Below are 23,557 nucleotides of genomic sequence, written 5' to 3' on the forward strand. Positions count from 1 at the left end.
TAATGTGTCCGAATCTAACTAAATAATTCCAAGTATCCCGATAGGCTGTACCCTTGCAGGTACAGCACACCGAGAACCTTAAACGGATTACTTAGAATACAGCTCTACGATCAGGTGTTCCTCGATCTCATAATCGAGGTCTTCCTTAACAGGCATACGAACTACCTTTGCAGTCTGGTTCTCCTTGTCCATATCGAGCCAAGTAGGAACAACTCTGCCGGCAGTAGCTTCGATGATCTGCTTGAACTTGGGGCTCTTCTTGCTGTTCTCCTTCAGGGAGATAACGTCGCCGGCCTTCACTCTGTAGGAAGGGATGTCAACTCTCTTGCCGTTAACAAGGAAGTGACCGTGAACGACCAGCTGTCTAGCCTCACGTCTGGTCATGGAAAGACCCATTCTGAAAACAACGCTGTCCAGTCTGGACTCCAGTATAGTCAGCAGGTTGGTACCAGCCTGACCTTCCATCTTCTGAGCGATCTCAAAATAGTGATGGAACTGCTTCTCCAGAACGCCGTAGATAAATCTCAGCTTCTGCTTTTCCTTCAGCTGAAGACCGTACTCGGATACCTTCTTACGCTTGTTAGCGTTAGGGTCACGCTTGGTTTCCTTAGCTACGCCCATAACCATTGGGCTGATGCCGAGATACTTGCATCTCTTGAGTATTGGTTCTCTGTTTACTGCCATTTTTAATGACCTCCGTTTTCAATGTTATATCGGGTCTTAAGTCTTACGCGCTAAGCAGCTTTACCCGACTTTGAGTCAAACTGTAACTCAATTCGTATGTTATTACACTCTTCTTCTCTTTGGGGGACGGCAACCGTTGTGAGGGATAGGAGTAACGTCCTTGATAAGTCTTACTTCCAGTTCCTCAGACTGCAGCGCTCTTATAGCAGCTTCTCTGCCTGCGCCGGGTCCCTTAACGAATACCTCAACTACCTTCAGACCATGTTCCTTAGCGGCTCTTGCAGCAGTTTCTGCGGCAGTCTGAGCAGCAAAAGGAGTGGACTTCTTGGAACCTCTGAAACCGAGTCCGCCTGCGGATGCCCAAGAAATCGCGTTGCCCTGCATGTCAGTGATGGTAACGATTGTGTTGTTGAATGTGGACTGGATATGAACCTGTCCCTGTTCAATGTTCTTTCTTTCACGACGGCGACGTACAGTCGTCTTCTTCTTAGCCTGAGCCATGCTTCATACCCTCCCTTACTTCTTCTTGTTAGCGATGGTCTTAACAGGACCCTTACGAGTTCTGGCGTTCGTCTTAGTTCTCTGACCTCTAACGGGCAGACCCTTTCTGTGACGAAGACCTCTGTAGCAACCGATCTCTGTCAGTCTTTTGATGTTCAGAGCAACTGTTCTTCTCAGGTCGCCCTCAACAGTCAGGTTGTGATCTATATACTCACGAAGCTTAGAAACATCATCCTCAGACATGTCCTTGACTCTTACGTCAGGATCAACGCCTGTTTCCTTGATGATCTTTGTAGCAGTCTTCTGACCAATGCCGTAAACGTAGGTAAGAGCGACTTCGATCCTCTTATCTCTGGGCAGGTCTATACCAGCAATACGAGCCATTATTTAGCTGCACCTCCATTATTGGTTTGTTAGCCCTGACGCTGCTTGTGCTTAGGATTCTGGCAGATAACCATGATCTTGCCCTTCCTCTTGATGATCTTGCACTTTTCGCAGATAGGCTTAACTGAAGGTCTTACTTTCATTGAAATACCTCCTTCGATTATCCGGGCTTTTCAGCCCTCAACGTATAAGGGAAAGCCTTGTTGCAACCGCTTGCTTTACTTAGCTCTCCAGGTTATTCTTCCCTTTGTCAAGTCATAAGGCGACATCTCGACTGTGACCTTATCACCGGGCACGATACGAATGTAGTTCATACGCAGCTTACCCGAAATATGAGCAAGAATTTTATGACCGTTTGTAAGTTCAACAGTGAATGTTGCGTTAGGCAGTGCCTCCACAACTGTACCCTCAACTTCAAGTACATCTTCTTTCGACATTAAAAAACCTCCCCACTCAAAGGTCTTGTCTGCTGTTCATCAGTATGGGTCATGTACTGATTTATCAGCCGTCTTAACTTCTTGTTTGTCAGTTCGCCGGTATAAACAGGCGCGTTCGCAGGTGAAATGTGCTTCATGCTCTTTTTCTTAGGACTTTCAGCCTTTCTGTGCCGTCCGTCCGCCAGATACACAAAGCCGCCGCCGACTCTCACTGCAACATAGAGCGAGTCTTTCTCACGGCCTGCCAGCGCCCATACCAATGAACCGACCTGTATACCACCGTCTGTCATCACAGTTTGCTGAGTATCACACAGCCGTCCTGTGTTACAGCGATCGCATGCTCAAAATGTGCGGACCACTTGCCGTCCTGTGTTTTTACAGTCCAGCCATCGGGCAGTACCTTGATGGCAGCAGTACCCATATTTATCATGGGTTCGATGCAGATGACCATACCTGCCTGGAGCCTTACTCCATGACCTGCCCTGCCGTAGTTGGGAACTTCGGGGTCTTCATGGAGATCCCTGCCCAGTCCGTGACCGCAGTATTCTCTGACGACCGAGAAACCTCTGTCCTCGTTATACTTCTGTATAGCCGCACCGATGTCGCCCAACCTTACGCCTGGCTTTACCATTTTAATAGCCTCGTAAAGGCTTTCTTCGGTGGAATCAAGAAGTGCCTGAACGTCGTCTGAGATCTTGCCGCAGGCAAATGTCTTGCAGGAGTCACCGTGATAGCCGTCAACAAAAGCACCCGTATCAACGGAAACTATGTCGCCCTCCAGGATCTTCCTGTTACCGGGTATGCCGTGAATGACCTCGTCATTTACGGATATGCAGGCAGCAGCGGGGAACCCGCCGTAGCCTTTAAATCCCGGCTTAGCGCCGTGTGAAAGAATGTATCTCTCGACAACTTTATCAAGCTCATGGGTAGTCATGCCCGGCCTGAGCGCCTCACCTGCTGCTTGCAGCGCGCCGGCGGTTATCTGACCCGCCTTGCGCAGCTTTTCTATTTCCTTATTGGATTTGATACATATCATTTAAAAATTACGCTTTCTATATAAATATCAAGCCTTGAGAGCAGCCATAACTGCTGCGGAAGTTTCCTCAACAGTTTCGCGACCCTTTACGGAGGTCAGCTTGCCCTGCTTCTCATAGTAGCCCTTAAGGGGCTCGGTGGTCTTATGATATGTTTCCAGTCTGCTCTTTACAGTGGCAGGCTCGTCGTCCTTGCGGATAACGATCGGCTTGCCGCAGACATCGCAAACGCCTTCTACCTTAGATGGCTTGAAATCCACATGGTAGGTAGCGCCGCAGTCGAGGCAAACTCTTCTGCCCGAAAGTCTCTTCTGGATAGTGTCATCAGCAACATCTATCTCAATGACCTTGTCTATCTGAACGCCCATAGCGTCCAGTGCTTCAGCCTGAGGAACAGATCTGGGGAAACCGTCGAGAATGAAGCCATTCTGTGCATCAGGCTCAGCGATCCTGTCCTTAAGTATACCGATAACGATATCGTCGGAAACAAGTGCGCCTGCGTCCATAGCTGCCTTAGCCTTCAGACCGTACTCGGTGCCTGCCTTAACAGCGGCTCTGAGCATATTGCCTGTGGAAATGGTAGGAATGTTCAGCTCCTTGCAGATGACCTCTGCCTGTGTGCCCTTGCCGGCACCGGGAGCGCCCAAAAGAATGATATTGTTCATAAGTCTTACCCCTTTCCCGATCGGAATTTATTATTTCAGGAAGCCCGAGTGATGACGCATCATCATCTGAGATTCCATAGTTCTTGCAGTTTCAAGTGCAACGCTTACTACGATGAGTATAGATGTACCGCCCATTGCGATATTCAGCTTTGTGATAACAGTGAATATGATAGGGAAGATAGCGATTATACCCAGGAACACTGCACCGACCAGAGTGATCTTACCAAGGATCTTCTGGAAGTAGTCGCTGGTGGGCTTACCGGGTCTGATGCCTGGTACGCCGCCGTTGTTCTGCCTGAGGTTGTTAGCGATCTCGATCGGGTTGTAGGACATACTTACATAGAAGTAGTTGAACGCGATGATGAGAACGAAATACAGACAAGCATAGAACGGATGAGTGTACTCAAACCAGTGAAGGAGTCCTGCATAGAAGGTACCCGCCTTCGGCTCGCCCGTGAAGAGCTTGAGCGTCTGGGGGATCGACATAAAGCTCATCGCAAAGATGATGGGGAGAACGCCGCTCATCGCGATCTTGATCGGGATGTAAGTGTTCTGACCGCCGTACTGCTTTCTGCCGACAACGCGCTTTGCATACTGTATCGGTATCCTTCTCTCGGCATTGTTCATGAAGATGATGAAGCCGATCATCAGAATGAATACCACGATGATGATAGGAACAAGGATCATGTTTCTTGCCTCGCCTGTCTTCATCAGCTCGAACAGTCCGAGAACAGCCTCAGGACCTCTTGCGATGATACCTGCGAACAGAAGCATCGAAACACCGTTGCCTATACCGTTTTCATTGATCCTGTCGCCCAGCCATATAGTCAGCGAAGCGCCTGCCACGAAGCAGAGGATAATGATAACTTCAGTAAAATATCTCTCAAAGGTGTGACCAGTGTACTGAACTACCTGAAGACCGTCAACGTTCATCAGTGTTCTGTAATAAGCCCAGCCCTGGAACAGTGCGATACCGAGTGCAGTGTACTTGGTGATCTTGTTCAGAGTCTTTCTGCCTTCCATACCCTCCTTAGAGAGTCTTTCCAGCGGAGGCAGTGCATAGGTCAACAGCTGTATAATGATCTGCGCGTTGATGTAAGGACCAACTGACAGCGCCATCAGTGTAGCCTTTGAGAAGTTACCGCCCGAAAGGACGTTCAGGTAACTGAAAAAGTCACCTGAATTTTTGCTGCCCTCAAACCATGTTTCCAGTGCAGCAGAGTCAAGATAGGGCACAGGAACTGCGCCGCCTATCCTGTATATAACGATGATGAAAAATGTAAATAGAAGCTTTCTTCTTAATTCCGGGACCTTCCAGGCATTACGAAATGTCTCTATCACAATTACATCACCTCAGCCTTCCCGCCTGCCTTTTCGATTTTCTCCTTAGCTGCTGCTGAGAACTTAGCAGCCTTGACGGTAAGGTTTTTAGTGAGTTCTCCGTTGCCGAGAACCTTTACTCCATCCAGTTCCTTCTTGATGATGCCAGCTGCCTTCAGAACTTCAGTATCAACTACTGTGCCCTCAACAAACTGTTCAAGATCGGATACATTGATAACCGCATATTTAGTTGCGAATATATTGTTGAATCCACGCTTAGGAATTCTTCTTGCAAGAGCGGTCTGACCACCCTCGAAGCCGGGTCTGATGCTGCCGCCGGATCTGGCCTTCTGACCCTTGTGACCCTTACCTGCAGTCTTACCGTTTCCTGAACCGTGACCTCTGCCGACGCGCTTAACATCTCTTACTGCGCCGGGATTAGGTGATAATTCGTGAAGCTTCATGTTGTCGCACCTCCCTGCTTACGCTTCGGTTACTTTAATAAGGTGGGATACCAGCTTGATCTTGCCCTGTGTGCATGCGTTGTCGGGCTGCTCGGTCGTATCCCCGATTTTTCTCAGACCAAGAGAATTTGCAGTGGCGATCTGCTTCTCGCTTCTGCCGCTCAGGCTCTTGATCAGCTGAATTTTCAGGTTTGCCATACTGTTTATCCTCCTTATTCAAATATTTCCTTAACAGTCTTGCCTCTCAGTTCAGCGATAGCCTCAGCGCTTCTTACGCTGGTCAGACCGTTGATGGTAGCTCTTACTGCGTTGTAAGGATTGTTAGAGCGAAGCGACTTTGCTCTTATATCTCTTATGCCGGCTGCTTCAACCACTGCTCTCACAGTGCCGCCTGCGATGATACCTGTACCGGGTGCGGCGGGCTTGAGGAGAACCTCACCTGCGCCGAACTTGCCTACGATCTCATGAGGGATAGTTGTACCCTTGAGAGATACTCTGACCAGGTTCTTCTTAGCGTCCTGAATAGCCTTTCTTATAGCGTCGGGAACTTCGCCCGACTTGCCGATGCCGAAGCCAACGATGCCGTTGCCGTCGCCTACTACTACAAGTGCGGAGAACTTCATGATACGGCCGCCCTTAACAGTCTTGGATACTCTGTTTATAGCTACGACCTTTTCCTGCAGCTCTTCGATCTTTGAAGCATCAATTAAAGCCATTGTTTTTCCTCCTCCTCTTAGAACTTAAGTCCGCCTTCACGGGCACCGTCTGCAAGCTCCTGCACACGGCCGTGATAGAGGAAACCGCCTCTGTCGAATACGACATTCTCGATTCCCTTTGCCTTTGCAGCTTCTGCGATCATCTCGCCTACCTTGCGAGCGCCTTCCTTGTTGCCGCCGTTGCCCTCAAAGCCCTTAGACATAGAGGAAGCGGAAGCAAGTGTTACGCCGTTAACATCGTCGATGATCTGTGCATATATATGCTTAGAGGAGCGGAATACGTTGAGGCGGGGGCATTCGGGAGTACCGCTGATCTTGTTGCGGATCCTCTGATGTCTCTTGATTCTTGCCTTAGCTCTGTCAAGCTTTTTAACCATAGTGATTCTCTCCTTTTATTACTTCTTGGCGCCCTTGCCTGCCTTACCTTCCTTGCGGATAACGTACTCGCCTTCATAGCGGATACCTTTACCCTTATAAGGCTCGGGGGGACGCTTCTCGCGGATCTCACAAGCAAACTGACCTACTTCCTGCTTGTCGCAGCCCGATACAACAATGTGGTTAGGATCGGGAACTTCGATCTTGATAGTGTCAGTTTCCTCAAAGATCACCTGATGAGAATAACCCAGGTTCATAACAAGGTTCTTGCCCTGCTTCTGTGCTCTGTAACCAACACCAACGATCTCGAGCTTCTTTGAGAAACCATTGGAAACACCCTCAACCATGTTGTTAACGAGTGTTCTAGTCAGACCGTGAAGCGACTTGTGCAGCTTATCCTCGGAAGGACGAGCAACAGTGATAACGCCGCCCTCGTTCTTGATTATCATATCCTTGTGGAATGTTTTTGTAAGTGTGCCCTTAGGACCTTTAACTGTAACAACGTTGCCGTCAGCAATTGTTACTTCAACACCAGCAGGAACACTAATAGGCTTTAAACCGATTCTTGACATATCTTAGTCCTCCTTACCAGATGAATGCAAGGACCTCGCCGCCGACATTCAGCTCTCTCGCCTTCTTGTCGGTGATAACGCCCTTGGAAGTGGATACGATAGCGATACCCATACCCTTGATAACCTTAGGCATATCCTCGCAGCTTGCGTAGATCCTCAGACCGGGCTTGGAAACTCTTCTCAGCCCTGTTATCACGGAGTTTCTGTTCTCATCGTACTTCAGTGTGATCCTGATGATACCCTGCTTACCGTCCTCAATAACGGTGAAGTTCTTTACATAGCCCTCATCAACGAGGATCTGTGTGATGGACTTCTTCATGTTAGATGCAGGTACATCGACAGTCGCATGCTTAGCTGTGCTAGCATTGCGTATTCTTGTTAACAGATCTGCAATAGTATCTGTAATCTGCATTTGTGCCTACCTCCTTACTTACCAACTTGCCTTCTTAACGCCGGGGATCTGACCGTCATGTGCCAGCTCTCTGAAGCAGATACGGCAAACGCCGAACTTTCTCAGATATGCGTGGGGTCTGCCGCAGATCTTGCATCTGTTATAAGCACGAGTGGAATACTTAGGAGCAGCCTGCTGCTTATTAATCATAGCCTTCTTTGCCATTTAACGTATCCTCCTCATTACTTCTCAGCAAAGGGTGCGCCCATCAGTCTGAGCAGCTCCTTGCCTTCTTCATCAGTCTTTGCGGTAGTGATAAAGTTGATATCCATACCTCTTACCTTGTCGATCTTATCGTACTCGATCTCAGGGAAGATCAGCTGCTCCTTCAGACCGGTAGAGTAGTTGCCTCTGCCATCGAAGGAATTGGGGTTGATACCTCTGAAATCTCTTACGCGGGGGAATGCTACGTTGAAAAGTCTGTCAACGAATTCATACATCTTATCCGCTCTCAGTGTTACCTTGACACCGATTATCTGTCCATCTCTCAGCTTGAAGTTCGCAACGCTCTTCTTAGCCTTGCAAACGATAGGCTTCTGACCGGTTATTGCAGCCAGATCGGTCATGATAGCGTCGATGACCTTCTTGTTATCCTTATCAGCGCCGCAGCCGACGTTGATAACTACCTTATCGAGCTTAGGGATCTGCATTACGTTAGCGTAGCCGAATTTCTTCATCAGTTCAGGAGCTACTGTGCTAACATACTGTTCTTTAAGTCTTGCACCCATAGTTTAACTCCTCCTCTTAGAATTCTTCGCCGCAGCCATCGTTCTTGCAAACTCTGACCTTTGTTCCATCTTCCAGGAACTTATGAGCTACTCTGGTAGGCTTGCCGCACTTAGGGCAAACAGCCATTACCTTTGATGCGTACATTGCAGCCTCAGCATCAACGATGCCGCCCTGCTGCTGTGCGCTTCTGGGCTTAACGTGCTTTCTTGCAACGTTCAGACCCTCAACGATCACCTTACCCTCCTTAGGGGATACTGCCAGGACCTTGCCCTGCTTACCCTTGTCCTTACCGGACAGGATAACGACGGTGTCGCCGGTCTTTACATGTACTTTATTCATTTCAACGACACCTCCATTACAGAACTTCGGGAGCCAGCGACAGGATCTTCATGTAATCCTTATCTCTCAGTTCCTTAGCTACAGGTCCAAAGATACGAGTACCTCTGGGGTTCTTATCTTCCTTGATTATTACGGCTGCGTTCTCATCGAAACGGATATAAGTACCATCCGCTCTTCTCAGACCCTTAGCCGAACGAACGATGACAGCCTTTACTACATCGCCCTTCTTAACAACTCCGCCTGGTGTTGCTTTCTTAACAGAACAAACTACAACGTCACCGATGTTAGCATACTTTCTTCTCGTACCGCCGAGAACACGGATGCACATAAGCTCCTTAGCACCGGAGTTATCTGCAACCTTCAGGTAAGTCTGCATCTGTACCATTGAAGCGCTCCTCCTTTCAAAACTAGGACTCAGTTACCGCGGCAGGAGCGTTTTTGCGCTCTGCCGAGGAACCTCGCACTCATTATATAAATTACTTAGCCTTTTCGATGATGTTAACAAGTCTCCATCTCTTGTCCTTGGAAAGAGGTCTTGTTTCCATTACCTTAACTGTATCGCCGATGTTGCACTCGTTGTTTTCATCGTGTGCCTTGAGCTTAACAGTCTTCTTGATGATCTTCTTGTACAGAGGGTGCTGAACGTTATCCTTGATAGCTACGACGATAGTCTTGTCCATCTTGTTGGAAACAACAGTGCCAACTCTGGTCTTTCTCAGATTTCTTTCGCTCACAGTGATCCTCCTCCTTTATTACTGAGCTTCGGACTCATGCTTACGAATGAATGTCTTAACACGAGCGATATCCTTCTTCACAGCCTGAAGTCTTTTGGGATTTTCAAGCTGGTTCACAGCATGCTGGAAGCGAAGGTTGAACAGCTCTTCCTTAAGCTCAGCGAGCTTGGTGTTCAGCTCGTCTGCGGTCATTTCCTTGATCTCATTTGCCTTCATTACTGCTCACCACCCGTTTCTTTAACTATAAACTTGCACTTGATAGGGAGCTTGTGCATAGCAAGACGCATAGCCTCTCTAGCAGTCTCCTCAGGTACGCCTGCGATCTCGAACATTACTCTGCCCGGCTTAACTACAGCTACCCAGTACTCAGGTGCGCCCTTACCTTTACCCATTCGGGTACCCAGGGGCTTTCTGGTAGCGGGCTTATCGGGGAACAGCTTTATCCAAACCTGACCGCCTCTCTTGATGTATCTTGTCATCGCGATACGGGCAGCCTCTATCTGGTTGGAAGTGATCCATGCGGGCTCAAGAGCCTGCAGACCGAAGTCACCGTAGCTTACCTTATTACCTCTCAGCGCCTTACCGGTCATACGACCTCTGTGCTGTTTTCTGAACTTAACTCTCTTTGGAAGCAGCATTATACGTTACCTCCTTCTCTTTTCATCGCGCGGGACTTGTTGAAATCTCTGCGATTGTCCTTAGACCTGTCATCTCTGCGGGGTCTGCGCTTCTTGTCGTTCTTGTCGTTTCTGTCGGAAACGTCACGTCTGTCGCTTGCAGCGATCTCGCCCTTCAGAACTTCGCCTCTGTAGATCCATACCTTGATGCCCAGACGACCGTAAGTGGTGTGAGCCTCAGCTGTACCATAGTCGATATCAGCTCTGATGGTCTGCAGCGGGATAGTACCCTCGTGGTAGCTCTCGCTTCTTGCGATCTCAGCGCCCGCAAGTCTGCCGGATACCTTAACCTTGATACCCTTAGCGCCCAGCTTCATAGCTCTGCCGATAGACTGCTTCATAGCTCTTCTGAAAGAGATTCTGTCTTCCAGATCATGAGCGATCTTCTCAGCGACCAGCTGTGCATTGATGTCGGGGTTCTTGACCTCAACGATATTGATAGCTACGCTCTTGCCGATCTTCTTCTCGATAGCTGCACGCAGCTTCTCGATCTCAGCACCGCCCTTGCCGATAACCAGACCGGGCTTAGCGCAGTAGATGTGTATTCTAACCTTCTGAGCGCCGTCCTTGCCGGTAAAACGCTCGATCTCAACCTTGGGAACGCCTGCGTAAACGCACTTGTCAGCGGGGTTCTTGGATCTTCTGTTGAGGTCCTTCATGATATCCTTACGGATGTTGTAGTCCTCAACCAGAGTGTCGCCGAAAGTGCTCTTATCTGCAAACCAGCGGGAATCCCAATTCTTTATCACACCGACTCTGAGTCCGTGTGGATTTACTTTCTGGCCCATAGTTTACCTCCTCTTTCGACTTAATCCTTTTCCTTGAGAACAACGGTGATGTGCGATGTTCTCTTCAGAATTCTATAGGCTCTGCCCTGTGCTCTGGGCATGATCCTCTTCATGATAGGTCCGGGGCAAACGTAGCACTCAGCAACATAGAGGTTGTTCTTGTCCATGTTGTGGTTGTTCTCAGCGTTTGCTGCTGCGGACTTGAGGAGCTTCTCCAGATACTCGCTGGCAGCCTTGGGTGTATTCTTTACAGTTGCCATTGCAACCTCGTAATCCTTACCTCTGATAAGATCAAGGACGATCTGTACCTTACGAGGAGCAATTCTAGCTGTTCTCAGTATAGCTTTTGCTTCCATGTCTGATCCTCCTTATTTACTTCTTACCGTTGTTCGAGGTCTTGGAACCTGCGTGGCCCTTGTAGGTTCTTGTGGGAGCGAACTCACCCAGCTTGTGACCTACCATATCCTCTGTAACGTACACAGGCACATGCTTTCTGCCGTCATGTACTGCGAATGTATGACCTACGAAGTCAGGGAAGATCGTTGAAGCTCTGCTCCAGGTCTTGAGGACCTTCTTCTCGCCTGCTTCGTTCATAGCAACTACTCTCTTATAAAGAGCCTCCTGAACGTAAGGACCCTTCTTAACACTTCTGCCCATTAGTCATCGTCCTCCTTTCAGGTTACTTGCCGTTTCTGCGCTTTACGATAAACTTATCGGAACGAGCGTGCTTAGCTCTGGTCTTGTAACCCAGAGTAGGCTTACCCCAAGGAGTAACAGGGGAAGGTCTGCCGACAGGCGACTTACCTTCACCACCACCATGAGGGTGATCGCAGGGGTTCATTACGGAACCTCTTACGGTAGGTCTCCAGCCCATGTGACGCTTTCTGCCTGCCTTACCGATGTTTACGTTTGCGTGGTCGATGTTGCCTACCTGACCGATAGTAGCCATGCAGTTAACAGATATCTTTCTCATTTCGCCCGAAGGAAGTCTTACCAGAGCGTAAGCGCCTTCTCTGCCCATCAGCTGAGCCATGTTGCCTGCGGAACGAACCAGCTGTGCGCCCTTGCCGGGATACAGCTCAATGTTGTGGATGAAAGTACCAACAGGGATATCTGCCAGTGCCAGAGCGTTGCCGGGCTTGATATCAGCGTCAGCGCCTGCTCTGATAACATCGCCAACAGCAAGGCCGTTAGGTGCGATGATGTATCTCTTCTCGCCGTCCTCGTACTCAACCAGTGCGATGAACGCGGATCTGTTAGGATCGTACTCGATAGTCTGAACAGTTGCGTTCATATCGAGCTTGTTTCTCTTGAAATCTATTACACGGTATTTTCTTCTTACTCCGCCGCCTCTGTGACGAACGGTGATCCTACCGTAGCTGTTTCTTCCCGAATTCTTCTTCAGAGGTTCGAGAAGGGACTTGCAAGGCTCAACCTTAGACAGACCCGAATAGTCGATGACAGTCATGCCTCTTCTACCGGGAGTCGTGGGCTTGTAAGTCTTTATTGCCATTTTAATTCAACTCCTTAAAATATGGTTTTGCGAAAAGGTCAAAGCATATAGCCAAGCACCCTTCCATACCTACGCCCTGCGGTGATATAAACAAGCGGTCCTCGCCGCCTCGCAGAGCCTTTCCGCGCCATTCTCGGTAATGTCGAAACAACGCGGAGAATGCGGAACCTGTCCACACCTCTTTTGCGAGGGCTATCTCATAGTTTTCCCAACGGGTTCTCACCCGAAGTTCAAGCCTTTGAAATTAGTACATACCATCGAAGAATTCGATAGTCTTCTCGCCCTCAAGAGTAACGATAGCCTTTTTCCAGTCAGGGCGGAAACCGGTGTATCTGCCCATTCTCTTCTCCTTGCCCTTAACGCTGATGGTGTTTACCTTAGCGACCTTGACATCGAAGATCTCTTCGACAGCCTTAGCGATCTCTACTTTGTTAGCGTCCTTAGCAACCTTGAAGGTGTACTTGTTATCAGCGAGTCTGTCCATAGAGTCCTCGGTGATGATAGGCTTTATGATAATATCGTGAGCGTTTTTCATCAAGCGTATACCTCCTCGATCTTCTTTACAGCGTCCGAAGATACAACGAACTTGTCGTAGTTCAGGATATCGTAAACATTCAGAGTGTTTACGGTCGCTGTCTTGACACCGGGAATGTTTGCAGCGCTCTTAACTACCTTTGCATCAACATCAGCAGTTACGATGAGAGCCTTGCCCTCTGCGCCGATAGCCTTGAGCATATCGACCATAACTTTGGTCTTATACTCTTTGGTCTCGATCTCGTTTACAACGATCAGGTTGGAGTCGATGACCTTAGTGGAAAGTGCAGACTTCATAGCAAGTCTTCTTTCCTTTTTATTCAGCGAATAGCTGTAATCTCTGGGCTTAGGACCAAGAGCGATACCGCCGTGTACCCACTGAGGAGCTCTGATGGAGCCCTGTCTTGCGTGACCGGTACCCTTCTGTCTCCAAGGCTTTCTGCCGCCGCCTCTTACCTCTGTTCTGGTGAGAGTGGACTGTGTGCCCTGTCTCTGGTTAGCCAGATAATTAACTACCATAGCGTGCATAAGTGCCTTGTTAGGCTCGATGCCGAATATTGCATCGTTCAGCTCAGTGTCAGCTACCTTGTTGCCTGTCATATCAACTACTGCGATCTGTGACATATTAACTCCTCCTTCCACTAAGCCTTCTTCTTAACGCTGTCGCAAATGGTCACTGTTCCGTTCTTAGGACCGGGGATAGCGCCCTTGATAGCGATAAGATTATTTTCTGCGTCTACCTTAACGACTGTCAGATTCTGTACAGTTACCTTAACGTTACCGTACTGACCAGGCATCTTCTTGCCCTTGTAGATCCTTGAAGGATCCGAGCAAGCGCCGTAGGAACCTGCATGTCTGTGTACAGGACCTGTACCATGAGTTTCCTTAAGTCTGTGGCCGTTGTGACGCTTGATAGTACCGCTGAAGCCGTGACCCTTGCTGGTGCCGCTGACATCAACAACGTCGCCCTCAGTGAAAACTTCTGCCTTTACAATGTCGCCAACGTTCATGTTTGCTGCATCAGCCAGCTTGAACTCCTTAAGAGTTCTCTTCATTGCAACGTCAGCCTTTTTGAAGTGACCCTGGAGAGGCTTGTTGACTCTCTTGGCTCTGATCTCGCCATAACCCAGCTGTACAGCCTCATAACCGTCATTCTCGACAGTCTTCTTCTGAACAACTACGCAGGGACCTGCTTCAACAACTGTTACAGGAACAACTTTTCCTGTTTCATCGAAGATCTGTGTCATACCGATCTTCTTACCGATGATTCCCTTCTGCATGATTTTTCCTCCTTGTGGTTATTGGTCGGAACTTTCCGACATGACCTAACGTTAACCTCGTTTTTTGAGACCCGCAAATTCGGTCTCATTTGGAGATTACTTGACCTCCATAACGATGTTTACGCCGGCGGGAAGTTCAAGATTCTCAAGAGCGGTAACAGTTTCCTTAGTAGGTCTTATTACATCTATGAGTCTCTTGTGAGTTCTCAGTTCAAACTGCTCACGGCTGTACTTGTACTTGTGAACAGCTCTCAGTATCGTTACTACCTCTTTGTTGGTAGGCAGCGGGATAGGTCCTGAAACCTGTGCGCCTGAACGCTTTACCGCCTCAACGATCTTTGTAGCTGCGCTGTCAACAACAGCATGCTCATAGCCCTTGATCTTGATCCTCATCTTCTCATTGACTGCCACTTGAATCGCCTCCTTACAGCAATATAAAATTGTTTTAGGGGCAAGGTACCGATACTACATTGGGTAAGTATCAGTATAAGTCCGGAAGCCTCAGTCAATTGCACAAACGATCGACTGTTTTCCCTCAACCGCTTGTGCAATTGACAGGCTTGCAGGACTATCTGTTCTACCAATCGAAATTTCGTGATTTCAATCTACACTCTACCGTGTGTTCCTCGCTTCTCAATAAAAAATCCCGAACACCGCATCGCGGTCTCCGAGCCAAGAAACAAAGCACAAGGTCACGCATTATGCTAAAAGAGCGCAGGATATCCCACAGCCTTCTCGCAAGAAGCATAACACAAACAGTGCTCGGTATTACAGCCGCCCGGTTTAAAATCGGACATACTCCGCGGAAATTACCTGACATACCGCCAGCAACCTTCCGTTTCATCGCATATCTATTGCAGTCGTGCAAGTACTATTATACACTATCCTCCACGATTTTGCAAGGGCTTTCGGAAATTTATCCGTCTATCCAATGTAGAATTTTCGACTTTCGCTTCACCTTTTTCTGTTTAGTATGTACAATTCTCTCTATTTACTGCATATATCAAGATGCCCTGCCAGATATCTTACATTTTCTCGCCAAAAGTCCCGCCGACCTCCGCCGACGGGACTATACTATATATAATAGAACCTCACACCAGTTCCATCACCAGCCTGACTATGCAGATGATTCCGCTGATCGCACTGATGCCTGCCGCCGTCAGCAGACCATTCCTGATGGAACGGCGGTTTTTCCGCTCCTTCTCTTTCTCGATGTCATCGAGCGTTTCGCCTTTCACGAAAGCCAGTATCTCCCGCTGAGTCTGAATATCGTTGTCAGCCTTTATCGTTTCCATTCGGTGGAAGGAAAGGAAAGTCAGCACCGCCAGACCGCCTGCCAGCACCGCACCAATGACCCTGCCGACCTCACCGCAGTTCTCGAATATCGCTGTCGTCAGCATCATGGCGACAAGCCCCAGCACCCCGCACCACTGTGAAGTTTTCAGCGTTTTTGCGTCTTTTTCATTTACCGTCTTTTTCATAGTTTCGACATCTCCTTTGATAAGTTCATCGAGGCTCACTCCGAACAGGTCGCTGAGTATCAGCAGGCTGTGAACATCGGGATAGCATTTTTCGTTCTCCCAATTTGAAACTGTCTGTCGGCTTACATAAGCCTTCTCAGCCAGCATCTCCTGTGACCACCCCTTTTCAGTCCTCAGTTTTCTGATAGTCTTGCAAAGTTCCATAAGGTCGCCTCCTTTCTTTTGTGTGAACTCATCATAGCACATTCCGCCGAAAATCTCCACCAAAACCATTTTACAACCGCGAAAAATCGTTGTCAAATCTCTTTGACACGCCCTGTCTGCGCGGTTTTACAGACTTCCTGCCCTGATACTATCATACCTCACATCGCAGTTTTTGTCAACAAAAAAATCCGCCGCACCCGCAGGTACGGCGGAAATTTATCTCACTTTAAGGATTACTTCTCCTCAGTGTTGTACAGCTTAGCATATCTCAGCAGATAGTCATATCTATCCTTTGCATTCTGCTCAGCCTTAGAGAACAGCTTCTCAGCTCTCTCAGGATTCTGTCTAGCCAGAGCGTTGTAACGAACTTCGCCCATGATGAACTCTCTGTAATCAGCAGAAGGAGCCTTAGAATCCAGAATGAATGGGTTCTTGCCCTCAGCCTTCAGACGAGGATCATATCTGTACAGATGCCAGTAACCTGCCTGAACAGCCTTCTTCTCCTCAGTCTGAGCCAGCTTCATGCCGCCCTTGATACCGTGGTTGATGCAAGGTGCATAACCGATGATGATGGAAGGACCGTGATAGCTCTCAGCCTCGCTGATAGCCTTCAGGCACTGGTTCATGTCTGCGCCCATTGCAACGTGTGCAACGTAAACGTAGCCATAGCTCATAGCTATACCAGCCAGATCCTTCTTCTTAACTTCCTTACCTGCTGCCGCGAACTGTGCGATAGCACCTGTAGGAGTAGACTTGGAGGACTGTCCGCCTGTGTTGGAGTAAACCTCGGTATCGAATACGAAGATGTTAACGTCCTCGCCCGATGCCAGTACGTGGTCAACGCCGGAGAAGCCTATATCATAAGCCCAGCCGTCGCCGCCGAATATCCACATGGACTTCTTAGCCAGATAATCTGCGTCCTTCAGGATCTCGTCAGCAGCTGCGCTCTTGGACTTCTTCAGAGCAGCGATCAGTTCAGCGGTAGCAGCCTTGTTAGCAGCACCGTCATCAACTGTGCTCAGGTAAGCCTCAGCAGCTTCCTTAACGCCTGCAGCCTTAGTAGTCTTGCTCAGTTCCAGAACCTTAGCGATAGTTCTGTTTCTGATGGTAGACTGTGCCAGGAACATACCGTAACCGTACTCAGCGTTATCCTCGAACAGGGAGTTAGCCCAAGCAGGACCCTTGCCTTCCTTGTTTACAGTGTAAGGAGTTGAAGGTGCGGAACCGCCCCAGATGGACGAGCAGCCTGTTGCGTTAGCAATGTACATTCTGTCACCGAACAGCTGAGTTATCAGCTTAGCATAAGGAGTTTCGCCGCAGCCTGCGCATGCGCCGGAGAATTCCAGCAGAGGCTGCTTGAACTGCGAGCCCTTAACTGTAGTTTCCTTGAACTTCTCGTGAACCTCAGGCTTGTCAGCCAGAGTCAGAGCGTAGTTGAATACCTCCTGCTCAGCCAGCTGGCTCTCCAGAGGCATCATGTTCAGAGCCTTGTTGCCCTTCTTGCCGGGGCATACGTTTACGCATGAACCGCAGCCTGTGCAGTCCAGTGCAGACATAGTCATAACGAAGTTATAACCTGCCATGCCTGTTACAGGAACAGCCTTCTCCTTAGCAAGTGCAGGAGCCTTAGCCAGTTCATCATCAGTCATGATAACAGGTCTGATGACAGCGTGAGGACATACATAAGAGCAGAAGTTACACTGTATGCAGTTCTCACCGTTCCAAGCAGGAACATCTACTGCGATACCTCTCTTCTCGAATGCAGCAGAACCCTGAGGGAATACACCGTCAGCCATATCCTTGAATGTGGATACAGGCAGTGAGTTACCTTCCTGAGCGTTGCAAGGTATCTGGATATTGTTAACGAAGTCGCGCAGAGTCTTGTTCTTCTCCTGCTTCTCGGTAACCTTAGGCATACCCATCTCGGTATCCTTAGCCTTCTTCCAGCTCTCAGGTACCTTTACCTCAACTACCTGCTGGTAGCCTGCGTCGATAGCATCGTGGTTCATCTTAACGATAGCTTCACCCTTCTTGGAGTAAGAAGCAGTAGCAGCGTCCTTCATGTACTTGATAGCGTCTTCCATAGGAATGATGCCGGACAGCTTGAAGAATGCAGACTGGAGCACAGTATTGATCCTGTTGCCCAGACCGATCTCCTTACCGATCTTTACGCCGTTGATGGTGTAGAACTTGATGTTGTTCTCAGCGATATATCTCTTTACCTGACCCGGCAGATGCTTTTCGAGGTCAGCCTCGTCCCACTGGCAGTTCAGCAGGAATGTTCCGCCCGGCTTGATGTCGTTTACGATGTTGTACTTGTTGATGTACGACTCGTTGTGACATGCTACGAAGTCAGCCTGATTGATGAGGTAGGTGGACTTGATAGGAGTCTTACCAAATCTCAGGTGGGAAACGGTAACACCGCCCGACTTCTTGGAGTCATATGCGAAGTATGCCTGTGCGAACAGGTCGGTGTGGTCGCCTATTATCTTGATGGAGTTCTTGTTAGCACCAACAGTACCGTCAGCGCCCAGACCCCAGAACTTACATGCAGTTGTGCCTGCGGGTGCAGAGTCCAGCTTGCCCTCGGTCTCCAGTGACAGGTTGGTAACATCATCAACGATGCCCAGAGTGAAGCGAGGCTTGTAGTTCTCCTTCCAGCTTGCATTCCAGTAAACAGCCTTGATCTGGTCGGGAGTGGTATCCTTTGAACCCAGACCGTATCTGCCGCTTGCAACGGGGATATCGTGGAACTGAGTGCCCTTCAGTGCAGCAACAACGTCAAGATACAGAGGCTCGCCCAGAGAACCGGGTTCCTTTGTTCTGTCCAGAACAGTGATCTGCTCAGCAGTTGCAGGTATAGCAGCTACCAATCTGTCAGCTGCGAAAGGTCTGTACAGTCTTACCTTTACCAGACCCAGCTTTGTGCCCTCATTAGCGTTCAGGTAGTCGATGGTTTCTTCGATAGTATCGCAAACAGAACCCATAGCTACGATAACGTGAGTAGCATCTTCAGCGCCGTAGTAGTTGAACAGCTTGTAATCAGTGCCTATCTTGGCATTTACCTTGTTCATGTAGTCCTCAACGATGCCGGGAACTGCATCATAGTAAGGATTGCATGCTTCTCTTGCCTGGAAGAAGATATCAGGGTTCTGAGCAGTACCCTTAAGTACAGGGTGCTCAGGATTCAGTGCGTTCTTTCTGAATTCCTCGATCTTCTCGAAGTTGGTCATCTCTCTTACATCTTCGATATCCCATGTTTCGATCTTCTGGATCTCGTGGGAAGTACGGAAACCGTCGAAGAAGTGCAGGAAAGGAACTCTGCTCTCGATTGTGGACAGGTGAGCAACAGTGCCCAGATCCATAACTTCCTGTACATTGGAAGAGCACAGCATAGCGAAGCCTGTCTGACGACATGCGTAAATATCAGAGTGGTCGCCGAAGATGTTCAGTGCGTGCGAAGCTACGCATCTTGCAGAAACGTGGATAACGCAGGGCAGCAGCTCGCCGGCGATCTTGTACATATTAGGGATCATCAGCAGCAGACCCTGAGAAGCGGTGTAGGTGGTGGTCAGCGCACCTGCACTCAGCGAACCGTGAACTGTACCGGAAGCACCTGCCTCCGACTGCATCTCAGCAACCTTTACAGGTGTGCCGAACAGGTTCTTCTGACCCTTAGCAGACCACTGGTCTGTGACCTCTGCCATAACAGAGGAAGGGGTGATTGGGTAGATAGCAGCGACTTCTGTGAAGGGATATGAAGCCCAAGCAGCAGCGTTGTTACCGTCCATGGTTTTCATTTTTCTTGCCATTTAAACGATCATCCTTTCTACGGGCGGTCAAGCCCGACATGATTTGAGAAACGAACTCTCAAAATTCGGCGGGAAAGTTAACAAAAAGAAACTTATGAACCACAAATTTCTTAGCCATATTTTAGCCATTTTTACCAAACAGTGCCCGCTTTAACTCTTATAGTATACCACTTTTTTTTTAGTTTGTAAAGAGTTTTTTCCGTTTTTTTTACCGTAAAGGGCACTTTTTTAGCATAAATTTTTGTGTAAAATAGTTAGTGTATACTAACCCAACATATCTATATATACTTCACAGCGCAATAAATGGTAAGAAAATATCCCCGCTCAACGAACGGGGAACTATCTTCTTGGTTCAGGCACATCAGTCAGCCCGACAATATAATCAATGCTCACGCCATAGTACTTCGCCAGCGTTATGACACGATGGAGCGGTATCTCTCTTATACCTTTTTCATATTCGCTGTAAACCTGCTGGGTAGTCTGCAACATCTCAGCGACCTCACGCTGTTTCAGGTCATGGTCTTCTCTAAGGTCACGCAGTCTGCGGTAGTACATGGCGGCTGTCCTCTCTGTGCTTTTTGAAAATATTATAACACTTTTTCACAAAAACACTTGACTTTACATGATATTTCGTGTATAATATAGATACATTAAATATCATGTGTTTCCCACCATTACTGGAGTGATCATTATATGGATATACTTTTAATTGGATTATTGCCATTCTTTTTAATTGCAATTTACGTTATAATCTCAATCTCTATAGATATTGAAAAGAAAAAAGAGAATATCAAAACAACTCAAATTGCATTGAAGGAACAAGCGCAAATAGACTATTTTCAAACAACTAAATCAATAAGCAATCTATTTTGCATTGACGAAAAAAGAAAAAAATGGGCTATTCCCAAACAACTTCCTGATAGCAACGTGACATTTGCTATAACCAAAAGTACAAAAATTTATGATTACTCTGATATAATTGATTATCAATTGATTGAGGAATGTGGCACTACCACTTGTAATAACCCTTTATCTCCCGATGCAATAACCTTTAGCCCTACATGTCGTAAAATTCAAATTATTATTACTGTAAATGATGTAAGCAATCCGACCGTCTATATTGATGTTCTTTCATTATCATTTGAATGCAAGAAAGATAGTATTTTCTACTTAATCGCTCATAAAAATGCCTTAGATATTATCTCAATACTAAAAATAATAACAAACACTAAAAATGATAAATTCTAAAAATATCCCCCCGCCGCCGCGAGGGGATATTCTTATACCAAAAAATTATGAATTCCGCATTATGAATTATGAATCATCTTACATCTCCGCGGATTATGCCGCGTCCGTTGGTGCTTATGTACACCCTGCCGAAGTGCTTCGGGTCGCCTGAGATCACGCTGTTTACGTTGCCCCACTTGTGCGCATCGTCATTTATGCGCTTCCATGTTGCGCCCTTGTCCTGCGACATGTATACGCCGAAGCCTTTCTCGTCTGCCTGCCCCAGCATGTAGATGGTCATGTAGTCACCGTCTTTTTCAGCCTTGCCGAAACCTATCGCCTTGCAGTCCTGCAAGCCCTGCGACATGTTGCCAAGTTCGCCCGTTTCGGTGTCCAGCAGGAACAGTCCGCTTCCAATATTTATCCACAGGTCGCCCTCCACATCGGGACACGCCTGCATGTAGAAACTCGATACCAGCAGGGTAGTCAGCTTCTCCCACGACCTGCCCTTGTCACGGCTGATGAACACATCGCCGTCAAATGCCGCGTAGAATTTGTCGGGGTTGACCTTGTCGGTCTCTATCTGCGCCGCTGACGGCACGCCCTCGCACATCGTCCAGCTTGCGCCGAAGTCATCGCTGATGAACACGCCTGCGCCCGCAACGCCTGCCGCATAGAGAATGGTCTTGCCGTCCGCCGACAGCTTGACGCTCCCGCCGCCCGCTTTCTTCACACCCTCAGGCAGAGTTTCCACCTCTTCCCAAGTGTCAGCCGCATCGGTGGAATAGTATATAGTACCGCTTCCCTCATCTGTCGCACGTACAACTATATTATAGTCAAGCGCCGCACAGTCTATGTCGGTAGACTTGAAATCACCGAAATGTTCTTTCGGCGCAATATTCGCGTCCTGATGCTTGAAACCGTATATATCGCCCATTATCGAATAGAGGTCGGGCGCGTTCTCATCATTCGGCATCGGTGAAACAAAGTCAAATATCGCCGTTTCCTCAATGCCCATAGCCCGCACTTCAATGTTGACAGGTTCGCTGTCCACCTTCGTCAGATTTGTCGTGCCGTAAATAGTCGCGCCTGTGCCGTACATTATCTCGTCCGCATTGAAAGGGTTAATCGCCACGCCCGTCATCCACCAGCCCGGTTTCAGCTGATCCTGCCAGTCAAGCCATTCCGCCGATGAAATGTCCATCACGTAGTTGTCCACCCTGTTTTTATCCTCGTCACGGTACCATATGCTTCCCCAGCTTTCACCGCCGTCAAAGCTGACGAACACATTGTCCACTATCGCCCACAGGTCAAGGGTGGTGCATACTATCATGTTCGGGTCGTTCGGGTTGACCGATATGCCGTTGTACCCGCAGGTCAGCCCCGTTTCGGGAGTTATCTCCTTCCACTCGCCCGTTGCGATGTTGTACTTCTGTATCGCACCGTCCATCGCACCGTTCGGTCCTATCTTCATCGACCACGAAGTATACAGATACCCGTCAGCCGACACCTCGCCCTGACAGGGTTTCAGCTTTTGTTTGTCACCCTCAGCAGTTATCGCATCAGGATTTTCGATGTCAGTCCATGTCTGCCCGCCATCGTCTGAACGATAGATGTAGTTTCCGTTTGTCGCCGCCGCGCCCACAAATATAGTCTGCGTAGCCTTGCCCGCTTCTCCGCTCGATTTGTCAAACGCCACAAAAGTAAGCCCCTGACTGTATCCGTCCTCAGAATAGCCGCCTTTGGTCGGGAAACTTTCCACCTGCGCCCATGTCCTGCCATAGTCCTCAGACTTCCATAACCCGTCAGCGCGCGAGCCGAAATATAATATCGAATTGTCGTTGGGGTCTACCTGTAACCTTTCGCCCGCACCTCTGCCGACTTCGTTGCCGCCGCACCCGAAAGGAAGTTCAAAAATGCCCCAGTTCTCGCCGTAGTCCTCTGAATAGAATATAGCACCGGGCGAATTTGAATAAGTGCCTGCCGCCAGATAAACGCGGTTAGGCTCGACAGGGTCGGTGGCTATGCTTTCGATGCCCATGTAGTTCCAGTCATCACCGCCGATAAAATCAGTGATGCACTCCCACCTGTTGTTCTCCTTGTTCAGTTTGTATGCGCCGCCGATGTCGGTGCGGCAGTATACAAGACCCTCTTCTGTGGGATTGTAGATAATATTCGGCACAAAGCCGCCCCCCACTATCTCCACATTCGACCATTCCCAGCCTGTATCGACAGGCTGAGCGTTGTAGAACTCTGTTTTATCAGCCATAACATTCTCCCCCGCCTTGCTGTCAGCGGAATTTTCCTTGCTTTTATCGGCACAGCCCGCCATAATTCCCATACAGAAGACAGCCGCGCAGACAAACGCCGTGACCTTTTTACCTCTCATTGAATTACCTCACTTTCACCGAAATACAGTAAACATCACACACATTATACAATATTTTCCGTATCAAGTCAATAATTCATAATTCACAATTCATAATTCATAATTCATAATTATTGGCATGACCGAAAGCAAGCCGTTTTAGCAAACCATGCCGCCCAGCAAAGCCACGATAGAACCACAAAGCAGTGAGCGAGAAAAAGCGCGCGGTATCAGCGCGACAGCTTTGCCGGCGTTAAACAGCGATAGC

General features: G+C 48.5%; 35 protein-coding genes. 1 reads left to right on the plus strand and 34 read right to left on the minus strand.

From position 1 onward, the window contains the following. Nucleotides 1–87: 87 nt before the first annotated feature. From rpsD to CUS_RS05015, 33 genes are all read right to left on the minus strand, one after another. A complete protein-coding gene (gene rpsD / locus CUS_RS04855; RefSeq protein WP_002847915.1) occupies nt 88–684 on the minus strand; it encodes a 30S ribosomal protein S4 in 597 nt (198 codons plus the stop codon). Nucleotides 685–786: 102 nt separating this feature from the next. Further along, nucleotides 787–1,185 carry a 30S ribosomal protein S11 gene (rpsK, locus tag CUS_RS04860; protein ID WP_002847929.1) on the minus strand — a complete coding sequence of 133 codons (399 nt, stop codon included), beginning with the start codon at nt 1,183–1,185 and terminating at the stop codon, nt 787–789. 15 nt (nt 1,186–1,200) lie between these two features. Next, nucleotides 1,201–1,569, minus strand: coding sequence for a 30S ribosomal protein S13 (gene rpsM / locus CUS_RS04865; RefSeq protein ID WP_002847850.1), 369 nt, complete (start codon nt 1,567–1,569; stop codon nt 1,201–1,203). 29 nt (nt 1,570–1,598) lie between these two features. Continuing rightward, complete coding sequence (rpmJ, locus tag CUS_RS04870; RefSeq protein ID WP_002847757.1) at nt 1,599–1,712, minus strand: 50S ribosomal protein L36; 114 nt, start codon at nt 1,710–1,712, stop codon at nt 1,599–1,601. 75 nt (nt 1,713–1,787) lie between these two features. Then, nucleotides 1,788–2,006, minus strand: a complete 219-nt coding sequence (infA, locus tag CUS_RS04875; RefSeq protein WP_002847851.1) for a translation initiation factor IF-1 — start codon at nt 2,004–2,006, stop codon at nt 1,788–1,790. Further along, nucleotides 2,006–2,296 (minus strand): KOW domain-containing RNA-binding protein, encoded by a 291-nt coding sequence (locus CUS_RS04880; RefSeq protein WP_002847967.1) that lies wholly within the window; start codon nt 2,294–2,296, stop codon nt 2,006–2,008. Before CUS_RS04880 ends, infA begins: the two co-directional genes overlap by 1 nt. Continuing rightward, a complete protein-coding gene (map, locus tag CUS_RS04885; protein ID WP_002847753.1) occupies nt 2,296–3,042 on the minus strand; it encodes a type I methionyl aminopeptidase in 747 nt (248 codons plus the stop codon). The genes CUS_RS04880 and map overlap by 1 nt, the downstream gene beginning before the upstream one ends. 27 nt (nt 3,043–3,069) lie before the next feature. After that, nucleotides 3,070–3,705, minus strand: a complete 636-nt coding sequence (locus CUS_RS04890; protein ID WP_002847852.1) for an adenylate kinase — start codon at nt 3,703–3,705, stop codon at nt 3,070–3,072. A 30-nt stretch (nt 3,706–3,735) separates the two neighbouring features. Next, nucleotides 3,736–5,046 (minus strand): preprotein translocase subunit SecY, encoded by a 1,311-nt coding sequence (gene secY / locus CUS_RS04895; protein WP_002847773.1) that lies wholly within the window; start codon nt 5,044–5,046, stop codon nt 3,736–3,738. Between the two features lie 2 nt (nt 5,047–5,048). Next, on the minus strand, nt 5,049–5,489 hold the full coding sequence (gene rplO / locus CUS_RS04900; RefSeq protein ID WP_002847767.1) for a 50S ribosomal protein L15: 441 nt from the start codon (nt 5,487–5,489) through the stop codon (nt 5,049–5,051). Between the two features lie 18 nt (nt 5,490–5,507). Further along, nucleotides 5,508–5,687, minus strand: a complete 180-nt coding sequence (gene rpmD / locus CUS_RS04905; protein ID WP_002847873.1) for a 50S ribosomal protein L30 — start codon at nt 5,685–5,687, stop codon at nt 5,508–5,510. 14 nt (nt 5,688–5,701) lie between these two features. After that, nucleotides 5,702–6,205: a 30S ribosomal protein S5 gene (gene rpsE / locus CUS_RS04910; protein WP_002847946.1), complete on the minus strand. Its 504-nt coding sequence runs from the start codon at nt 6,203–6,205 to the stop codon at nt 5,702–5,704. A 17-nt stretch (nt 6,206–6,222) separates the two neighbouring features. Beyond that, nucleotides 6,223–6,582, minus strand: coding sequence for a 50S ribosomal protein L18 (gene rplR / locus CUS_RS04915; RefSeq protein ID WP_002847813.1), 360 nt, complete (start codon nt 6,580–6,582; stop codon nt 6,223–6,225). Nucleotides 6,583–6,600: 18 nt separating this feature from the next. Continuing rightward, entirely contained in the window at nt 6,601–7,152 is a 552-nt protein-coding gene (rplF, locus tag CUS_RS04920) for a 50S ribosomal protein L6 (RefSeq protein ID WP_002847908.1), read from the minus strand. Nucleotides 7,153–7,165: 13 nt separating this feature from the next. Further along, nucleotides 7,166–7,564 carry a 30S ribosomal protein S8 gene (gene rpsH / locus CUS_RS04925; RefSeq protein ID WP_002847802.1) on the minus strand — a complete coding sequence of 133 codons (399 nt, stop codon included), beginning with the start codon at nt 7,562–7,564 and terminating at the stop codon, nt 7,166–7,168. Between the two features lie 18 nt (nt 7,565–7,582). Continuing rightward, complete coding sequence (locus tag CUS_RS04930; RefSeq protein WP_002847856.1) at nt 7,583–7,768, minus strand: type Z 30S ribosomal protein S14; 186 nt, start codon at nt 7,766–7,768, stop codon at nt 7,583–7,585. A gap of 17 nt (nt 7,769–7,785) precedes the next feature. Further along, entirely contained in the window at nt 7,786–8,331 is a 546-nt protein-coding gene (gene rplE, locus CUS_RS04935; RefSeq protein ID WP_002847766.1) for a 50S ribosomal protein L5, read from the minus strand. A 16-nt stretch (nt 8,332–8,347) separates the two neighbouring features. Continuing rightward, on the minus strand, nt 8,348–8,671 hold the full coding sequence (rplX, locus tag CUS_RS04940) for a 50S ribosomal protein L24 (RefSeq protein ID WP_002847869.1): 324 nt from the start codon (nt 8,669–8,671) through the stop codon (nt 8,348–8,350). 16 nt (nt 8,672–8,687) lie between these two features. Further along, a complete protein-coding gene (rplN, locus tag CUS_RS04945) occupies nt 8,688–9,056 on the minus strand; it encodes a 50S ribosomal protein L14 (RefSeq protein WP_002847897.1) in 369 nt (122 codons plus the stop codon). Nucleotides 9,057–9,147: 91 nt separating this feature from the next. Next, a complete protein-coding gene (gene rpsQ / locus CUS_RS04950; protein ID WP_002847964.1) occupies nt 9,148–9,405 on the minus strand; it encodes a 30S ribosomal protein S17 in 258 nt (85 codons plus the stop codon). 18 nt (nt 9,406–9,423) lie between these two features. After that, nucleotides 9,424–9,621, minus strand: coding sequence for a 50S ribosomal protein L29 (gene rpmC / locus CUS_RS04955; protein WP_002847971.1), 198 nt, complete (start codon nt 9,619–9,621; stop codon nt 9,424–9,426). Continuing rightward, on the minus strand, nt 9,621–10,043 hold the full coding sequence (rplP, locus tag CUS_RS04960) for a 50S ribosomal protein L16 (RefSeq protein WP_002847759.1): 423 nt from the start codon (nt 10,041–10,043) through the stop codon (nt 9,621–9,623). The genes rpmC and rplP overlap by 1 nt, the downstream gene beginning before the upstream one ends. Beyond that, nucleotides 10,043–10,870 (minus strand): 30S ribosomal protein S3, encoded by an 828-nt coding sequence (rpsC, locus tag CUS_RS04965; RefSeq protein WP_002847888.1) that lies wholly within the window; start codon nt 10,868–10,870, stop codon nt 10,043–10,045. The genes rplP and rpsC overlap by 1 nt, the downstream gene beginning before the upstream one ends. 20 nt (nt 10,871–10,890) lie before the next feature. Then, the gene (gene rplV, locus CUS_RS04970; RefSeq protein WP_002847807.1) at nt 10,891–11,226 is read right to left on the minus strand and encodes a 50S ribosomal protein L22; all 336 of its coding nucleotides are present in this window, start codon (nt 11,224–11,226) and stop codon (nt 10,891–10,893) included. A gap of 16 nt (nt 11,227–11,242) precedes the next feature. Next, nucleotides 11,243–11,527, minus strand: coding sequence for a 30S ribosomal protein S19 (rpsS, locus tag CUS_RS04975; protein ID WP_002847829.1), 285 nt, complete (start codon nt 11,525–11,527; stop codon nt 11,243–11,245). Nucleotides 11,528–11,549: 22 nt separating this feature from the next. Then, nucleotides 11,550–12,383: a 50S ribosomal protein L2 gene (rplB, locus tag CUS_RS04980; RefSeq protein ID WP_002847952.1), complete on the minus strand. Its 834-nt coding sequence runs from the start codon at nt 12,381–12,383 to the stop codon at nt 11,550–11,552. A 244-nt stretch (nt 12,384–12,627) separates the two neighbouring features. Then, entirely contained in the window at nt 12,628–12,918 is a 291-nt protein-coding gene (gene rplW, locus CUS_RS04985; protein ID WP_002847914.1) for a 50S ribosomal protein L23, read from the minus strand. After that, entirely contained in the window at nt 12,918–13,541 is a 624-nt protein-coding gene (gene rplD, locus CUS_RS04990) for a 50S ribosomal protein L4 (protein ID WP_002847800.1), read from the minus strand. Before rplD ends, rplW begins: the two co-directional genes overlap by 1 nt. Nucleotides 13,542–13,558: 17 nt before the next feature. Continuing rightward, entirely contained in the window at nt 13,559–14,197 is a 639-nt protein-coding gene (gene rplC, locus CUS_RS04995; protein WP_002847845.1) for a 50S ribosomal protein L3, read from the minus strand. A gap of 96 nt (nt 14,198–14,293) precedes the next feature. After that, nucleotides 14,294–14,608 carry a 30S ribosomal protein S10 gene (rpsJ, locus tag CUS_RS05000; RefSeq protein WP_002847849.1) on the minus strand — a complete coding sequence of 105 codons (315 nt, stop codon included), beginning with the start codon at nt 14,606–14,608 and terminating at the stop codon, nt 14,294–14,296. A 680-nt stretch (nt 14,609–15,288) separates the two neighbouring features. Next, nucleotides 15,289–15,882 carry a helix-turn-helix domain-containing protein gene (locus CUS_RS05005; RefSeq protein ID WP_037276576.1) on the minus strand — a complete coding sequence of 198 codons (594 nt, stop codon included), beginning with the start codon at nt 15,880–15,882 and terminating at the stop codon, nt 15,289–15,291. Nucleotides 15,883–16,115: 233 nt separating this feature from the next. Then, nucleotides 16,116–19,694, minus strand: a complete 3,579-nt coding sequence (nifJ, locus tag CUS_RS05010; protein ID WP_002847819.1) for a pyruvate:ferredoxin (flavodoxin) oxidoreductase — start codon at nt 19,692–19,694, stop codon at nt 16,116–16,118. Nucleotides 19,695–20,033: 339 nt separating this feature from the next. After that, the gene (locus CUS_RS05015; protein ID WP_002847769.1) at nt 20,034–20,249 is read right to left on the minus strand and encodes a helix-turn-helix domain-containing protein; all 216 of its coding nucleotides are present in this window, start codon (nt 20,247–20,249) and stop codon (nt 20,034–20,036) included. 138 nt (nt 20,250–20,387) lie between these two features. On the opposite strand from CUS_RS05015, the gene CUS_RS05020 reads away from it, so the two are divergent. Next, a complete protein-coding gene (locus CUS_RS05020) occupies nt 20,388–20,942 on the plus strand; it encodes a hypothetical protein (protein WP_037276578.1) in 555 nt (184 codons plus the stop codon). Between the two features lie 73 nt (nt 20,943–21,015). On the opposite strand, the gene CUS_RS05025 is transcribed toward CUS_RS05020, so the two are convergent. Next, the gene (locus CUS_RS05025; protein ID WP_002847865.1) at nt 21,016–23,310 is read right to left on the minus strand and encodes a hypothetical protein; all 2,295 of its coding nucleotides are present in this window, start codon (nt 23,308–23,310) and stop codon (nt 21,016–21,018) included. Nucleotides 23,311–23,557 lie beyond the last annotated feature (247 nt).

The organism is Hominimerdicola alba 8 (genome assembly GCF_000178155.2).
GTDB lineage: Bacteria > Bacillota > Clostridia > Oscillospirales > Ruminococcaceae > Hominimerdicola > Hominimerdicola alba_C.

Bases quoted from the DNA above. Each gene is read 5' to 3' on its own strand.
- rpsD (WP_002847915.1), bottom strand. From the start codon at position 684: ATGGCAGTAAACAGAGAACCAATACTCAAGAGATGCAAGTATCTCGGC.
- rpsK (WP_002847929.1), bottom strand. From the start codon at position 1,185: ATGGCTCAGGCTAAGAAGAAGACGACTGTACGTCGCCGTCGTGAAAGA.
- rpsM (WP_002847850.1), bottom strand. From the start codon at position 1,569: ATGGCTCGTATTGCTGGTATAGACCTGCCCAGAGATAAGAGGATCGAA.
- rpmJ (WP_002847757.1), bottom strand. From the start codon at position 1,712: ATGAAAGTAAGACCTTCAGTTAAGCCTATCTGCGAAAAGTGCAAGATC.
- infA (WP_002847851.1), bottom strand. From the start codon at position 2,006: ATGTCGAAAGAAGATGTACTTGAAGTTGAGGGTACAGTTGTGGAGGCA.
- CUS_RS04880 (WP_002847967.1), bottom strand. From the start codon at position 2,296: ATGACAGACGGTGGTATACAGGTCGGTTCATTGGTATGGGCGCTGGCA.
- map (WP_002847753.1), bottom strand. From the start codon at position 3,042: ATGATATGTATCAAATCCAATAAGGAAATAGAAAAGCTGCGCAAGGCG.
- CUS_RS04890 (WP_002847852.1), bottom strand. From the start codon at position 3,705: ATGAACAATATCATTCTTTTGGGCGCTCCCGGTGCCGGCAAGGGCACA.
- rplO (WP_002847767.1), bottom strand. From the start codon at position 5,489: ATGAAGCTTCACGAATTATCACCTAATCCCGGCGCAGTAAGAGATGTT.
- rpmD (WP_002847873.1), bottom strand. From the start codon at position 5,687: ATGGCAAACCTGAAAATTCAGCTGATCAAGAGCCTGAGCGGCAGAAGC.
- rpsE (WP_002847946.1), bottom strand. From the start codon at position 6,205: ATGGCTTTAATTGATGCTTCAAAGATCGAAGAGCTGCAGGAAAAGGTC.
- rplR (WP_002847813.1), bottom strand. From the start codon at position 6,582: ATGGTTAAAAAGCTTGACAGAGCTAAGGCAAGAATCAAGAGACATCAG.
- rplF (WP_002847908.1), bottom strand. From the start codon at position 7,152: ATGTCAAGAATCGGTTTAAAGCCTATTAGTGTTCCTGCTGGTGTTGAA.
- rpsH (WP_002847802.1), bottom strand. From the start codon at position 7,564: ATGCAGATTACAGATACTATTGCAGATCTGTTAACAAGAATACGCAAT.
- CUS_RS04930 (WP_002847856.1), bottom strand. From the start codon at position 7,768: ATGGCAAAGAAGGCTATGATTAATAAGCAGCAGGCTGCTCCTAAGTAT.
- rplE (WP_002847766.1), bottom strand. From the start codon at position 8,331: ATGGGTGCAAGACTTAAAGAACAGTATGTTAGCACAGTAGCTCCTGAA.
- rplX (WP_002847869.1), bottom strand. From the start codon at position 8,671: ATGAATAAAGTACATGTAAAGACCGGCGACACCGTCGTTATCCTGTCC.
- rplN (WP_002847897.1), bottom strand. From the start codon at position 9,056: ATGGTACAGATGCAGACTTACCTGAAGGTTGCAGATAACTCCGGTGCT.
- rpmC (WP_002847971.1), bottom strand. From the start codon at position 9,621: ATGAAGGCAAATGAGATCAAGGAAATGACCGCAGACGAGCTGAACACC.
- rplP (WP_002847759.1), bottom strand. From the start codon at position 10,043: ATGCTGCTTCCAAAGAGAGTTAAGTTCAGAAAACAGCACAGAGGTCGT.
- rpsC (WP_002847888.1), bottom strand. From the start codon at position 10,870: ATGGGCCAGAAAGTAAATCCACACGGACTCAGAGTCGGTGTGATAAAG.
- rplV (WP_002847807.1), bottom strand. From the start codon at position 11,226: ATGGAAGCAAAAGCTATACTGAGAACAGCTAGAATTGCTCCTCGTAAG.
- rpsS (WP_002847829.1), bottom strand. From the start codon at position 11,527: ATGGGCAGAAGTGTTAAGAAGGGTCCTTACGTTCAGGAGGCTCTTTAT.
- rplB (WP_002847952.1), bottom strand. From the start codon at position 12,383: ATGGCAATAAAGACTTACAAGCCCACGACTCCCGGTAGAAGAGGCATG.
- rplW (WP_002847914.1), bottom strand. From the start codon at position 12,918: ATGAAAAACGCTCACGATATTATCATAAAGCCTATCATCACCGAGGAC.
- rplD (WP_002847800.1), bottom strand. From the start codon at position 13,541: ATGTCACAGATCGCAGTAGTTGATATGACAGGCAACAAGGTAGCTGAC.
- rplC (WP_002847845.1), bottom strand. From the start codon at position 14,197: ATGCAGAAGGGAATCATCGGTAAGAAGATCGGTATGACACAGATCTTC.
- CUS_RS05005 (WP_037276576.1), bottom strand. From the start codon at position 15,882: ATGGAACTTTGCAAGACTATCAGAAAACTGAGGACTGAAAAGGGGTGG.
- nifJ (WP_002847819.1), bottom strand. From the start codon at position 19,694: ATGGCAAGAAAAATGAAAACCATGGACGGTAACAACGCTGCTGCTTGG.
- CUS_RS05015 (WP_002847769.1), bottom strand. From the start codon at position 20,249: ATGTACTACCGCAGACTGCGTGACCTTAGAGAAGACCATGACCTGAAA.
- CUS_RS05020 (WP_037276578.1), top strand. From the start codon at position 20,388: ATGGATATACTTTTAATTGGATTATTGCCATTCTTTTTAATTGCAATT.
- CUS_RS05025 (WP_002847865.1), bottom strand. From the start codon at position 23,310: ATGAGAGGTAAAAAGGTCACGGCGTTTGTCTGCGCGGCTGTCTTCTGT.